12 protein-coding genes and 1 pseudogene are annotated in these 13,214 nt (G+C 41.0%); 5 read left to right on the top strand and 8 right to left on the bottom strand.

Features of this window, described 5'->3' with window-relative positions; all coding sequences use genetic code 11:
- Positions 1-37: 37 nt before the first annotated feature.
- Genes ruvB through ruvC form a run of 3 tightly spaced genes read right to left on the bottom strand, consistent with a single transcriptional unit; the run spans position 38 to position 2,233 of the window.
- Positions 38-1,063 (bottom strand): Holliday junction branch migration DNA helicase RuvB, encoded by a 1,026-nt coding sequence (gene ruvB / locus B5F08_RS12180; RefSeq protein WP_442856080.1) that lies wholly within the window; start codon positions 1,061-1,063, stop codon positions 38-40.
- A 55-nt stretch (positions 1,064-1,118) separates the two neighbouring features.
- Complete coding sequence (ruvA, locus tag B5F08_RS12175) at positions 1,119-1,724, bottom strand: Holliday junction branch migration protein RuvA (protein WP_087379924.1); 606 nt, start codon at positions 1,722-1,724, stop codon at positions 1,119-1,121.
- A complete protein-coding gene (gene ruvC / locus B5F08_RS12170) occupies positions 1,721-2,233 on the bottom strand; it encodes a crossover junction endodeoxyribonuclease RuvC (protein ID WP_087379921.1) in 513 nt (170 codons plus the stop codon). The genes ruvA and ruvC overlap by 4 nt, the downstream gene beginning before the upstream one ends.
- Positions 2,234-2,475: 242 nt before the next feature.
- On the opposite strand from ruvC, the gene B5F08_RS12165 reads away from it, so the two are divergent.
- Positions 2,476-2,739: a hypothetical protein gene (locus B5F08_RS12165; protein ID WP_087379918.1), complete on the top strand. Its 264-nt coding sequence runs from the start codon at positions 2,476-2,478 to the stop codon at positions 2,737-2,739.
- A 151-nt stretch (positions 2,740-2,890) separates the two neighbouring features.
- Here B5F08_RS12165 and B5F08_RS12160 read toward each other — a convergent pair whose 3' ends face one another.
- The 5 genes from B5F08_RS12160 to B5F08_RS12140 are packed head-to-tail and all read right to left on the bottom strand — an operon-like array spanning position 2,891 to position 7,673.
- On the bottom strand, positions 2,891-3,286 hold the full coding sequence (locus tag B5F08_RS12160) for a hypothetical protein (RefSeq protein ID WP_087379915.1): 396 nt from the start codon (positions 3,284-3,286) through the stop codon (positions 2,891-2,893).
- 59 nt (positions 3,287-3,345) lie between these two features.
- Positions 3,346-3,951 carry a YbaN family protein gene (locus tag B5F08_RS13780; RefSeq protein ID WP_087379912.1) on the bottom strand — a complete coding sequence of 202 codons (606 nt, stop codon included), beginning with the start codon at positions 3,949-3,951 and terminating at the stop codon, positions 3,346-3,348.
- Positions 3,938-4,288: a nitrous oxide-stimulated promoter family protein gene (locus tag B5F08_RS12150; protein ID WP_087379909.1), complete on the bottom strand. Its 351-nt coding sequence runs from the start codon at positions 4,286-4,288 to the stop codon at positions 3,938-3,940. Before B5F08_RS12150 ends, B5F08_RS13780 begins: the two co-directional genes overlap by 14 nt.
- The gene (locus tag B5F08_RS12145) at positions 4,288-5,919 is read right to left on the bottom strand and encodes an amino acid ABC transporter ATP-binding/permease protein (protein ID WP_087379985.1); all 1,632 of its coding nucleotides are present in this window, start codon (positions 5,917-5,919) and stop codon (positions 4,288-4,290) included. The genes B5F08_RS12150 and B5F08_RS12145 overlap by 1 nt, the downstream gene beginning before the upstream one ends.
- A 23-nt stretch (positions 5,920-5,942) precedes the next feature.
- Entirely contained in the window at positions 5,943-7,673 is a 1,731-nt protein-coding gene (locus B5F08_RS12140) for an ABC transporter ATP-binding protein/permease (RefSeq protein ID WP_087379982.1), read from the bottom strand.
- A 254-nt stretch (positions 7,674-7,927) separates the two neighbouring features.
- Here B5F08_RS12140 and B5F08_RS12135 point away from each other — a divergent pair, with 254 nt between their 5' ends.
- From B5F08_RS12135 to B5F08_RS12120, 4 genes and pseudogenes are all read left to right on the top strand, one after another.
- A complete protein-coding gene (locus tag B5F08_RS12135; protein ID WP_087379906.1) occupies positions 7,928-8,719 on the top strand; it encodes an MBL fold metallo-hydrolase in 792 nt (263 codons plus the stop codon).
- Between the two features lie 79 nt (positions 8,720-8,798).
- The gene (locus B5F08_RS12130; protein ID WP_087379903.1) at positions 8,799-9,242 is read left to right on the top strand and encodes a MarR family winged helix-turn-helix transcriptional regulator; all 444 of its coding nucleotides are present in this window, start codon (positions 8,799-8,801) and stop codon (positions 9,240-9,242) included.
- A 95-nt stretch (positions 9,243-9,337) separates the two neighbouring features.
- Positions 9,338-11,077 (top strand): annotated as a pseudogene (locus tag B5F08_RS12125) (ABC transporter ATP-binding protein).
- Positions 11,078-11,109: 32 nt separating this feature from the next.
- On the top strand, positions 11,110-12,993 hold the full coding sequence (locus tag B5F08_RS12120; RefSeq protein ID WP_087379900.1) for an ABC transporter ATP-binding protein: 1,884 nt from the start codon (positions 11,110-11,112) through the stop codon (positions 12,991-12,993).
- Positions 12,994-13,214: the final 221 nt, after the last annotated feature.

The following is a 13,214-nucleotide window of genomic DNA, read 5'->3' as shown; positions in this document are numbered from 1 at the left end:
CCAAGAAGCCGAAATCCTGAATAAGGCAAAATAAAAATTACTGACCGTCAAACAAACTCTGCTGTGAATTTTGCCCGGGGATTTTATCGTCGTAACCCAAATGTCTGTATGCTTCCATAGTTACACATCTGCCACGTGGCGTTCTGCTTAAAAAACCAATCTGCATAAGATATGGCTCGTAAACATCCTCAATGGTGACAGCCTCTTCACCGATTGAAGCCGCCAGTGTTTCAATACCCACAGGGCCGCCGTTATAGTAACGTATCATAGCCTCGAGCATTCGCCTGTCGTTTTTATCAAGGCCCAGCTCGTCAATCTCAAGTCTGTCCAGAGCAATTCTCGCCGTGTCACAAGTGATAACACCGTTTGACATAACCTGAGCAAAGTCACGGACACGCTTTAAAAGTCTGTTTGCAATTCTCGGAGTACCTCTTGAGCGTGAAGCAAGCTCCAAAGCTCCGTCGTTGTCGATTTTTATATTCAAAATTCCTGCGCTTCTCTTAATAATAGCGGCAAGCTCCTCGGGGGTGTAAAGCTCAAGTCTTAAAATAACTCCGAAGCGGTCACGCAAAGGAGCCGTAAGCTGACCCGCCCTTGTGGTAGCTCCCACCAAGGTAAATTTAGGCAAAGCCAAATGATAAGAAGCCGCCATCTGACCTTTACCTGTCACAATATCTATGGCAAAGTCCTCCATAGAGGGATAAAGGATTTCCTCAACCGCACGGCTCAGTCTGTGTATCTCGTCGATAAACAAAACGTCGCCGTCTGAAAGGCTTGTGAGTATCGCCGCCAAGTCGCCGGGCTTTTCAATAGCCGGGCCGGAGGTGATTCTCAAATTTACCCCAAGCTCGTTGGCGATAATGCCTGACAGTGTGGTTTTACCAAGTCCCGGAGGGCCGTATAAAAGTACATGGTCAAGTGTTTCCTTTCTGATTTTCGCCGCCTCAATAAACACCGCAAGGTTTTCCTTAGCCTTTTCCTGACCTATATACTCAGAAAGTGTTTTAGGTCTTAAAGGATTGTCGTTTTCTAAAGTATCCTGGGGTATTTCCTCGGCGTCCATTATTCTGTTTTCAAAATCATATTCATTTGAAAAGTCCATATATAACTACCAAACCTTATTTTTGTTTTCCAAGTTCCTTCAAAGTTTCCCCGATAAGCTGTTCAACTGTTTTAGAACCGTCCAGACGGGAAAGTATAGGCATAACCTCCGCCGAGGAATATCCAAGCACCGCCAAAGCCGCAACAGCGTTTGTGATATTTCCCTCTGCAAACACCGGAGATGGGCTTTTCGAAACGGAAAAACCCTCCTGTGAAGCGGCAACGCCCTTCAGTTTATCTTTAAGCTCAAGTATAACCCTCTGAGCAAGCTTGTTGCCCACGCCCTGAGCCCTTGTAATCGTTTTACTATCGCCGGAAGCCACCGCAACCGCAACCTGTTCCGGAGTAAGCTCCGAAAGTATTGCAAGACCGGCTTTAGGGCCAACGCCGCTGACGCTTATAAGCATCTTAAATGTGGAAAGCTCCGAGGTTGAAGAAAAACCGAAAAGCTCCACTGCGTCATCCCTTACATTCATATAGGTATAAAGCATGGCTTCGCTGTTGAGTTTTATTTTTTTCAAGGTGTTAATTGTGGTTTGACATTTGTAACCCACACCGCCGCACTCAATAACTGCGCAGCCTGCTTCCATGTGTATAACTGTTCCTCTTACGGAATAAATCAAAATCTGTTCCTCCGATTTATCATCAATTTTTTAATGTCTGTTCCTGCCGCCTGGGTATGGGCAATGGCTATGGCCAAAGCGTCCGCCGTGTCGTCGGGTTTAGGAACGGATTTCAAATTCAAAAGCCGCCTTGTCATCTCCATTACCTGGTATTTCTGAGCCTTTCCGTAGCCTGTAACAGCGGTTTTAACCTGCAAAGGTGTGTACTCAAAAACCGGCACATGAAATTTTCTTGCAGAGAGAAGAATAACTCCTCTCGCTTCGGCAACCATAATAGCGGTTTTCTGATTGGTCTGAAAATAAAGCTTTTCAACGGACATAACATCGGGACGGCATTTTTGAAGAATATCACACATTGAATCGTAAATTTTTTCCAGTCTGAGAGAAAATTCCTGTTCCGCCTCGGTGGTAATTGCGCCGAAGCCCAAAGGAGAATATCTCATACCGTCATATTTAATTGCGCCGTATCCAACAATAGCATAGCCGGGATCAATCCCCAAAACAACCAAAAAATTCACCGCACTTCCAAAAGCATATTATTTCGCATGATAAGTTATTATATCACAATCAAATTGTCATATCAATAAAAATCAAGCCATTAACTTAGTGTTTCAGTGTTTTTCACAAAAAAATCAGGTTAATTAAAGTAAAATGTACCGGAATATATTTTCTGTAATATTGTAAAAACACCCCACCATAATAATTTTGTCCCTTATTTTAAGGAACAAAACAATATAAGGAAAGTGATTAGATGAAAAATAACCGTAATAACAAAAACAAAGTAAACAAGCAGGCAAAAAACAAAAAATCCCAAAACACCATTTTCATCAGCGGCTGCAAAACTCAGGGTTCAAACCTTGACCACCTTGTAAAGGAAAGACTCAGCACTCCTCCCCAATATTCCACCTTAGGCTGGACATTCATGGGCAAAAAGGACGAGAAAACAAACACAGTGATAGCCGATAACGAAAGCGTAGAACAGCTTAGAAGCTTCAGCATGGAAAACAGACTCTAATATTTTAATAGAAAGAACCGGAATTTAAAGCGTCCGCCTTAAACTCCGGTTCTGATTTTTATTTTATAGAATAACAGTAAATGATAAAAATTTGTCCGTTTATGGAGATAATGTTAAATAATAGATTAAACACTTAAAACATTATTTTTTATCAAGAGGAGCTTTCTGTTGTCATTAGTTTTTCCAGCGTAATCACTCCGCCCTCATAGGAAAGCTCCATAGTGTCGCCCAAAAGGGTGTATTCAAAAACTACCACTTCTCCGCTTTCCCTGTCGATTATGGCAAAGGAGGAATTTGTCACTATACAGTCGCCGTAAAGCTTTGTTGCCGTCCCTTTTTCTGCCGGAAAAACCTGAAACTCCCCGTAATTATCTGAAAAACTCAGAGTAAAGCTTGAGCCGTTGGGGTTCTCCCCCTGCCAGCTGTAATAGGTAAGCTCAGTACCTTTGTCTCTGATAGTTTCACTGCATCCGCAGAAAACAAAACAAACAAATAAAACAGATACAGCCATAAAAAAAGCTTTAAAAGACTTATCCTTTACATTCAAAATTCAACACCCCTTTGCACTTAACTAATCTTATGCAAAGGGGTGTGTTTATATGTATGTCAGGCAGTTTCCTTTAAAAGTTTAGCTTTATAACCCATATCTGCTGCAATGCTTTCAAGCCTTTGAGTTTCCTCGGGATTTTTCAAAAATACCTTTACGGTTTTTGTGGGATAGTCGGCTTTAGCCACCATTCCCTCGTTTTTATTATAGGCACATTCCAGCCTTAAAGCACAGTTTTCGCACTTCATGCCCTCAACCTTTAAAATTCTCATGCAAAGGCTGTCTTTTCCGTCAGCTTTCAAGGTCTTTATTCCGAAAATAAAATAGAAAATATGGAAAACCCAAACGCAGGCGAGAATTATTCTTCCCACAGGCACACGGCTCATCATAATAAAGCCAACAGACATGGTGATTGTGACAATAGTCATAATTCTAATCTTTGTTTTCCAGGTCATGCCCTTACCTCTTACAAAGCTTTCAAGGTTGTTTTTATAAAGCCTTGTGGAGGTAAACCAGTTGTGAAGTCTGTCAGAGCTTTTGGCAAAGCACACCGCCGCCAAAAGCAAAAAGGGAAACGCCGGAAGTAACGGCAAGACTGCGCCCACTGCGCCAAGACCCACGCCTATACATCCCAAAACAACATACAACGCCTTACGTATTTTCATTTTGTGCCTCCAATCGTTTTTTCTCTTTTTTACTCTCTATAACATGGCTAACCGCAATAGCCGGATGATGAAAAATCATTCTCGGACCGGAAAAAGCCATAACCTCTTTTATTCTTTTTCTCATTTCCGCCTTGTAACAATGTACCTTGCAGTTGGAGCAAAAGGTTTTTGTCTCCATAAATGGACACTTGTCGCTTCTCATAATGGCATAATCCAACAGCTCTTTACACTGAGGACAAAGACCCTTTTTAGTTTTATGCTTTTTTCTGCAATAAAGGGAAATCATAAGGGAAACTACTTCCTTTTCCCTCTGTCTTTTTTCCTCAAGGGATTTCATCAGCTCATCCTCCCATGCTCAACAGAATATACCATATCGGCAATTCTCATTGTTGAGGCCCTGTGAGATACCAGCACAACTGTTTTTCCCCTGCTTTCATCCTTTAAGGATTTGAGAATAACCGCCTCGTTTAAGCTGTCCAAATTGCTTGTAGGCTCATCCAAAAGCATAAATGGCGCATTGTGGAGAAAAGCTCTGGCAAGTCCCAGTCTTTGTCTTTCTCCGCCGGACAGAGTGTCACCAAGCTCACCCACCGGAGTTTTATAACCCTGTGGCAAGCTCATTATAAAGTCGTGAACGGAAGCTTTCCTGCAGGCGTTTTCAATTTCCTCCATAGTTGCGTCCGCCTTTGCAATTCTCAGATTGTTTTCAATGCTGTCGTGGAAAAGGTGGGTTTCCTGAGAAACAAGACTTTCCATATTTCTGAGATTGTCGGTATTGACATTGTTGATATTTCTGTCAGAGATAGAAACTTCTCCCCTGTCCGTTTCCCAAAATCTCATAAACAGCTTTAAAAGTGTTGATTTTCCGCTTCCGCTTCTTCCGGAAATTCCCACAACAGAGCCTTTTTTAATATCAACAGAAACATCGGAAAGTATTGTTTCGTCGCCGTAGGAAAAGAAAATATTTTCACCCTTAGCCCCGTGAAACTCCACTTCCTTATTTCCGGAAATTTCCTCAACAACAGGAGTTTCTTGTAAAATATCCAGAACCCTGTTTCCTGCCGCAAAAGTGTTCTGCAAAGTGCTTCCCAAATTTGCCAAAGCCACAACAGGACCGAAAGAACTCATAATTGCAAGCACAGGAATCAAAACTCCGTCAAATCCCAAAATCCCCTTTGAATTAAGATAAGCTGATAAAATAAGCATACCGATATCAAAAACAAGGATTGCAGTATTTGTTACAGCCATATTTATTCCTGTGATTTTTTTCATCTGTTTTTCGTCGGCGGAAAGCTCCTCGGTCTTTTTGTTCATTTCTTCAAGGCGTTTTTCACCGGCTGAAAACTGAATAATCTCTTTAAGACCTCTGAGGCTGTCAAGCACAAAACCGGAAAGCTCTCCTGAACCTGTTCTGAATTTTATTCCCATGTCGCCGCTTAATTTTGAAGCCATAACAGGAATAATAAGACCCACAGTCACATAAGAAACAAAAGCCAAAACACCAAGAGTCCAGTGATAGCTTCCCATAAAGAAACACATAAAAAGAGAAAATACAATTCCGATAACAGCAGGTGAAATTGTGTGGGCATAGAAAACCTCCAAAAGCTCGATATCTGAGGTTATAACCGAAATCAAATCGCCCTTATCTCTGCCCTCAAGCTTTGCAGGACAAAGCTTTCTAAGACTTTTAAAAATCTTATCACGTATTAAAGCCAAAAGCTTAAAGGCTATAAAATGGTTGCATGCCTGTTCAGCATATCTCAAAACACCTCTCAAAAGGGCAAAAACTCCAAGACTTATAAAGGCAAACAAAGATGAAAAGGGAACAGAAAATCCCAAAACATCCAGCAATGCGTAACCGCCGAAAATCGTTATAAAGGAAGCGCAGAGATGTCCGATAATTCCCATAAGAATTGCCAGAATCATATATCCGGTCAAAGGTTTTACAAGACCGATAAGGCTTGCCATAACTTTTATATTGCTTCTCTTTCTCACGCTGCGTCACCTCCCAGATTTTCCAAATCACGCTGAGATTTCCACAATTTTGCATAATGTCCCTTTTTCTTTAAAAGCTCCTGATGATTTCCCATTTCAGAAACTTTGCCGTCCTCCAGCACATATATGTTGTCGGCGTCTTCAACATTGGCAAGTCGATGGGAAATAAGTATGACAGTTTTTGTTTTTGCAAGACAGTAAATCTGCTCCATTATATCGTTTTCACTTTCCACGTCGATATTGGAAGTTGCCTCGTCAAAAATATAAACAGGCGTATTGTGAAGCAAAGCACGTGCCAAAGCCAAACGCTGGCACTGACCGCCGGAAAGGTTTGAAGCCTTTTCCGCAAGCTTTGTATCAAGTCCCTTTTCGCTTTTCAAAAAGCTTTCAAGGTTTGTTTTCCTCAAAACCTCCCACATAGCCTTGTCATCGCTTTCAGGATTACCCATAAGCAGATTTTCTCTTACAGTACCTTTAAAAAGATAGCTGTTGTGACCTATGTATGTTATTGTGTTCATAAGAGATTTTTCCTCAATATTGGAAAGCTCTGTATCTCCGATTTTTACAGAACCGCTGTACCCCTTATTTCTTCCCATAAGCAAGGAAGCAATAGTAGACTTTCCGCAGCCGCTTTCACCAACAATAGCGGTAAAGCTTCCCTTTTTAAAGCTCATGTCAATACCCTTTAAAATCTCTCTGTCCTTTTCATAGGAGAATGAAAGGTTTTTGCATACAATATCGCCGCTGTTTTCAAGCTTCACCTTTTCTGTATTGTCCTCCTCCAAATCAAGAAGCTTAAAAATCTTATCACAAGCCGCCATACCGTTCATGGCGATGTGGAAAAAGCTTCCCAGCAGTCGCATAGGTATAAAGAAATCAGCCGCCAAAAGAATAATAAGCAGACATCCCCCTAAACCCACATGACCTGCGCTAAACTGAGTAACCGCCATAATAACGCCAAGAGCCGCTCCTCCGTAGGCTATCAAATCCATTATGGTTATGGAATTAAGCTGCATTGTGAGAACCTTCATGGTTATTTTCCTGAACTTTTCAGCCTCTTCATTCATTTCAAGCTGTTTTCTCTCGTCCGCCTGATACACCTTTAAAGTGGTAAGTCCCTGCAAATTTTCAAGGAAAGTATCACCCAAAGCGGTGTACTGTCCCCAATACTTTGAAAGAAGCTTTTTAGCCCAAGTCTGAACCGCCGCAATGGCAACAGGAATAAGGGGTACGCACACAAGCAAAACAAGAGCCGACGGAAAGTTTACAAAGGATAAAACCACAAACAATGTTATGGGAGCTATCATACTGTAAAAAAACTGAGGCAGATATGCTCCGAAATAGGTTTCCAGCTGTTCAACACCCTCAACGGCAACCTGAACCACCTCAGAGGTTTTCACATCATTGCTGTAAGCTGAGCCTAACCTAAGTAGCTTTGAATATATTTTTTCTCTTAAAGTCTTTTTCACCGCTTTAGAAGAGAGATATCCCATCTTTGAGGACAGATAAGTACAGACAAATCTGATACCTATTGCCAGTAACGCACCGATACCGGTAAAAATAATATCACCGCTCTGCGCTGTACCCATGTAGATTTTACCCAAAAGCTGTGTAATAACAGCCATCATGGAAATATTTGCAAGAAGAGAACACCACTGGAAAATAACATTTCCCGCAATGTACTTTTTGCTTTCCTTAACGGTTGAAATAAGCCGTTTGTTTATCATCATTTTTAATACCTCCAATACCAATAAGTAATTAGTAACAACTAACTCAAGCCGAAAATAAAAAGTATTAGTCATAACTAACGCATAATCCTATATTAGCGGACACCAAAATTAGTGTCCGCTAACTCTATTCTGTATAATAGCATTTTTAAGGTACCTTTGTCAATAGTTACGAAATTTTTATTTCTCCTGTTGACAGTAAAAAAACATAAATCTATAATCATAAGTAAGAAATATAAAATCGGGTGATAAATATGAAAATAACCGTTTTGACAGAAAACACCGCCAAAAATGAAACCTTTAAATGTGAGCACGGTCTAAGTCTTTATATTGAAACAAATGATAAAAAAATCCTTTTTGATGCAGGACAAAGCGATATTTTTTTGAAAAACAGCAAAACCCTCGGCATAGACCTTGGAACCGTTGACCTTTGTATTCTCTCCCACGGACACTATGACCACGGCGGCGGACTGAAATATTTTTTGGAAATAAACAATACCGCTCCAATCTATATAAATGAACACGCCTTTGAACCTCATTTCAACGGAAAAGGAAAGTATATAGGACTTTACCCTGTTTTAAAAGAAAGCAAAAGGCTGGTTATTACAAATGACGTCTGCAAAATCGACGGCAATATGACACTATACACCTGTAACGACAAAGCTTTAACCTACCCCATAGAGCCATACGGTTTGACCTGTATTAAAAATCAGGAAAAATCCCCCGAGGATTTCAGACATGAACAATATCTACTTATAAATGAAAACGGCAGAAAAATACTCATAAGCGGCTGTTCCCATAAAGGAATAGTAAATATCGCAGAGATTTTCAATCCCGATATTCTTGTAGGCGGTTTTCACTTCAAGGATATTGAACCTGATGAACAAGGCAAAGAAATACTAAAAGAAAAAGCCCGGCTTCTTCTGAAAGAGAAAACAACCTACTACACCTGCCACTGCACAGGAACATTGCAGTTTGACTATCTAAAAGAGATAATGGGAAATCGTGTAAAATATATTTCTGCGGGAACAGAAATCAACATATAAAAAACTATTGACATTGAGAAAATCCCTGTTATAATAATTATTAGGTAACAGGTTACTTATTAAGCAAGGAGTTGAGTACATGGACGAAAAAATGCCGCTGGGTTTGATGTTCGCAATTATCGACAGAGCCTTCAAGAAAAAAGTCGATAAAAAAATTCAGGACATGGAATTAACGCCGGTGCAATTCAGGGTTTTAGGAGAAATAAGCCATTTAGAATCCAAAGGCGTGGAAGAGATAAACCAGCGTGATTTGGAAAAGGTGGAGAAAATCACCCACCCTGCTATGACCGGAATTATCCAAAGACTTGAAAGCAAAGGCTTTATAATCTGCACACCAAGTCCCAGAGATAAACGATACAAAAAAATTTCATGTACTGACAAAACAACCGACATACACAAAATGATAGACATAATGGACGAACAGCTTTTGGCTGAATTATGCCAGGGACTGTCCCAGGAAGAAATTGATACATATGTGAGGATTACAAAGCACATAATTAAAAATATCAATTTTGAACCATAGGTCAATTAAAAACCAATAGCTAAAACTCAATTTTGGTTATTGGTTTTATTTTGGAGAAATAGGTAACATGTTACTAATTGAAAGGAGACTAAAATATGGTAAAGAAACTATTAAAAGGCGTGCGTGAATACAAGCGTGCATCTATTTTTACAATGGTATTTGCCGGACTCGAAGTTGTTATGGAGATTGTGGTTCCCTTTCTCATTGCAAGCATTATCGACCAGGGAATTTACGGCGGCAATATGAACACCCTTTTAAAGCTTGGATTATACATGGTTCTCTGTGTAATTATAGGCTTGATTTTTGGCCTTGTTGCCGGAGGACTGTCGGCAGACGCTTCGGCAGGCTTTGCCAAAAACCTCAGAAAAGACCTGTATTTTCATATCCAGGGATTTTCCTTTGCAAATATTGATAAATTTTCCACCGCAGGTCTTGTAACAAGACTTACAACAGACATTACAAACGTACAAAACGCTTATCAGATGATACTCAGAATAGCCATAAGAGCACCTTTGATGCTTATCTTCTCCCTCATCATGTCATACACCATAAACCCCACCTTGGCTACAATATTCCTTATTATTGTTCCGGTTCTGGGCGGAGGACTTGCATGGCTTGCACTTAAATCTCACCCAATATTTGAAGAGGTTTTTCATATTTACGATGACCTCAACGGAGTGGTACAGGAAAACCTCAGCGGTATAAGAGTTGTAAAATCCTTTGTCCGTGAGGAACACGAAAAAAACAAATTTCAAAAGGTTTCCACAAACCTTTACAAAAAATTCTGCTAAGCTGAACGCTACATGGCAATGAACGCACCGCTTATGCAGTTTGTAATCTACCTGTGCATGATACTTATATTCTGGCTTGGCGCAAGACTTATAGTGCTTTCCGGCTCTACAGAGCTCACCACCGGTGAACTTACAAGCCTTATCACCTATGCAATGCAGATACTCACTTCCCTTATGATGCTTTCAATGATACTTGTAATGATAACCATAGCCAGAAGCTCAGGTGAACGTATAGTAGAAGTCCTTGACGAAAAGAGCAGTCTTACCAATCCGGAAAATCCGGTCAAAGAAGTAAAAGACGGTTCCATAGAGTTTGAAAATGTAAATTTCAGTTACTTCAACAGCACAGATTCTCTTTGCCTTAAAAATATAGATCTAAGAATTCCGTCAGGCAAAACAGTGGGCATAATCGGAAGCATCGGTTCAGGTAAATCAAGCCTTGTTTCACTTATCCCAAGACTTTACGACGCCACAACAGGCTGTGTAAAGGTGGGCGGAATAGATGTTAAAAACTACGACCTTGACACACTGAGAAACAACGTGGCGATGGTTCTTCAAAAGAACGTGCTTTTCTCAGGAACAATTAAAGAAAATCTCCGCTGGGGCAACGAAAACGCCGACGACGAAACCCTTATTCACGCCTGCAAACAGGCTCAGGCAGATGAATTTATAACCGCATTTCCTGACGGCTATGACACATACATAGAACAGGGCGGCACAAACGTATCCGGCGGACAGAAACAGCGTATCTGTATAGCAAGAGCTTTGCTGAAAAAGCCTAAAATCCTCATTTTGGACGACTCCACCTCCGCTGTGGATACAAAAACAGATGCACTTATCCGTAAAGCTTTTCGTGAGGAAATCCCCGACACCACAAAAATAATAATCGCCCAGCGTATATCCTCAGTAGAGGACGCAGACATGATAATAGTCATGGACGGCGACCATATAGACGAAATCGGCACTCACAAAACTTTACTTAAAACAAATAAAATTTATCAGGAAGTTTTCCAATCCCAGCAAAAAGGAGGAGAAGATAAATAAAAAATTACGACGGTGCAACCATAAAAAGACTTATGAAATATATTGCCGGACACGCAAAAGGAATTTTCATTCTTTCAATCATCTGCGTGCTTATATCAACTGCGGCAAACGTCAGCGGCTCAATGTTTATTCAGGTGCTTGTTGACGAGTATATAGAGCCGCTGCTTTTGGAGGATAATCCGGTATTCACTGGACTTATTAAAGTTCTCATTACAATGGGTTCTGTGTATCTCATCGGTGTAATCTGCACCCTTATATACAACCAGCTTATGGTTAATGTTTCTCAGGGATGCTTAAAATCAATCCGTGACGATATGTTCAACCACATGCAGTCACTGCCGATAAAATATTTTGACACAAACACCCACGGTGACATAATGAGCCATTACACCAACGACACAGATACTCTCCGCCAGTTTATATCTCAGGCTCTCCCCCAGCTTTTTTCCTGTACGGTAACAGTATTGGCATCTTTCGCCATAATGCTCTACTACAGTCCCATTCTTTCCCTGCTGGTAGTTGTTATAACGGTCTGTCTCATTATCATAACCAGATTTATTGCAGGAAAAAGTACAATGTACTTTACCCGCCAGCAGACAGCTCTCGGCGATATAAACGGATATATTGAAGAGATGCCGGGCGGACAAAAGGTTGTAAAGGTGTTCTGTCACGAACCACAGGCAAAAGCCGGATTTGTAAAGAAAAACGACCAGCTTTACAATGAAGCCAGAAAGGCAAACAAATACGCAAACATCCTTATGCCAACACTGAGCCAGATAGGAAACATCCAATATGTTCTCCTTGCAGTTTTGGGCGGATTTCTCGCAATAAACAATATAGGCGGAATAACAGCAGGTATTGTGGTTGCATTCCTCACCCTTTCAAAATCCTTTTCCATGCCTATACAGCAGATTTCCCAGCAGTTGAGCATGGTTGCAATGGCCCTTGCAGGTGCTAAACGTATCTTTAAGCTTATAGACGAAGAGCCGGAAACCGACGAAGGCTATGTTACACTTGTAAATGCCACTGAGGAAAACGGCGTAATAAAGGAAACAGATAAGCGCACAGGGGTTTACGCATGGAAGCACCCGCACCACGACGGCACAACCACATATACAAAGCTTACAGGCGACATAAGGCTCAATCATGTGGATTTCGGATATGAAGAGGGAAAGACGGTTCTCCACGACGTATCGGTTTACGCAGAACCAGGTCAAAAAATCGCCTTTGTAGGTTCCACAGGCGCCGGAAAGACCACAATAACCAACCTTATAAACCGTTTCTACGACATAGCAGACGGCAAGATAAGATACGACGGAATAAACATAAACAAAATCAAAAAAGCAGACCTGCGCAGAAGCCTTGGAATAGTTTTGCAGGACACATATCTGTTCACAGGCACGGTAATGGACAATATAAGATACGGACGTCTTGACGCCACCGACGAAGAATGTATAGCAGCCGCAAAGCTTGCCAATGCGGACGATTTTATCAGACGTCTCCCCGACGGTTACCAGACAATGCTTACCGGTGCCGGAGCAGGACTGAGCCAAGGACAGCGACAGCTTTTGGCAATAGCACGAGCAGCGGTTGCAGACCCGCCTGCAATGATTCTTGATGAAGCAACCTCATCAATCGACACAAGAACAGAAAAGCTGGTACAGAGCGGCATGGATAAGCTTATGAAAGGCAGAACAACCTTTGTAATCGCCCATAGACTTTCCACAATTCAAAATTCAGACGTCATAATGGTTCTTGACCACGGAAGAATTATCGAGCGTGGCGACCACGACAGCCTCATTAAAAAGCATGGAACTTACTACCGGCTCTATACAGGTGCTTTTGAGCTGTACAGATATAAAAAATGCATCGGAAAATATCCGGTGCATTTTTATTTTCTGAAATTCAATTGTTAAAGTATATTCTTAATTAAGATTTCATTTGTAATTTTCCGTTATTGCAAGATAGAAACACATACTATTTCATACAGCTTATAAAACGTAAAAAACCTGAATGTTTTCACATTCAGGTCAGCTTGTCCAAAAACCCTGAATTTCTATCTGAAATTCAGGGTTTTTGCGTTTATCAAGCAACCAACACTTTGATAAAAAAGAAGGAGGAATTGGGGTTTAGCCTA

The organism is Anaeromassilibacillus sp. An172 (genome assembly GCF_002160515.1).
Classification (GTDB): domain Bacteria; phylum Bacillota; class Clostridia; order Oscillospirales; family Acutalibacteraceae; genus Limousia; species Limousia pullorum.
Note: the sequence above shows the minus strand (reverse complement) of the source record. Positions and strands in the feature narration are given on the sequence as shown.

Excerpts from the sequence above, each read along its gene's own strand:
- ruvB (WP_442856080.1), bottom strand. The coding sequence starts at position 1,063 with ATGGACGCCGAGGAAATACCCCAGGATACTTTAGAAAACGACAATCCT.
- B5F08_RS12165 (WP_087379918.1), top strand. The coding sequence starts at position 2,476 with ATGAAAAATAACCGTAATAACAAAAACAAAGTAAACAAGCAGGCAAAA.
- B5F08_RS13780 (WP_087379912.1), bottom strand. The coding sequence starts at position 3,951 with ATGAAAATACGTAAGGCGTTGTATGTTGTTTTGGGATGTATAGGCGTG.
- B5F08_RS12150 (WP_087379909.1), bottom strand. The coding sequence starts at position 4,288 with ATGAAATCCCTTGAGGAAAAAAGACAGAGGGAAAAGGAAGTAGTTTCC.
- B5F08_RS12145 (WP_087379985.1), bottom strand. The coding sequence starts at position 5,919 with ATGGCAAGCCTTATCGGTCTTGTAAAACCTTTGACCGGATATATGATT.
- B5F08_RS12140 (WP_087379982.1), bottom strand. The coding sequence starts at position 7,673 with ATGATAAACAAACGGCTTATTTCAACCGTTAAGGAAAGCAAAAAGTAC.
- B5F08_RS12135 (WP_087379906.1), top strand. The coding sequence starts at position 7,928 with ATGAAAATAACCGTTTTGACAGAAAACACCGCCAAAAATGAAACCTTT.
- B5F08_RS12130 (WP_087379903.1), top strand. The coding sequence starts at position 8,799 with ATGGACGAAAAAATGCCGCTGGGTTTGATGTTCGCAATTATCGACAGA.
- B5F08_RS12120 (WP_087379900.1), top strand. The coding sequence starts at position 11,110 with ATGAAATATATTGCCGGACACGCAAAAGGAATTTTCATTCTTTCAATC.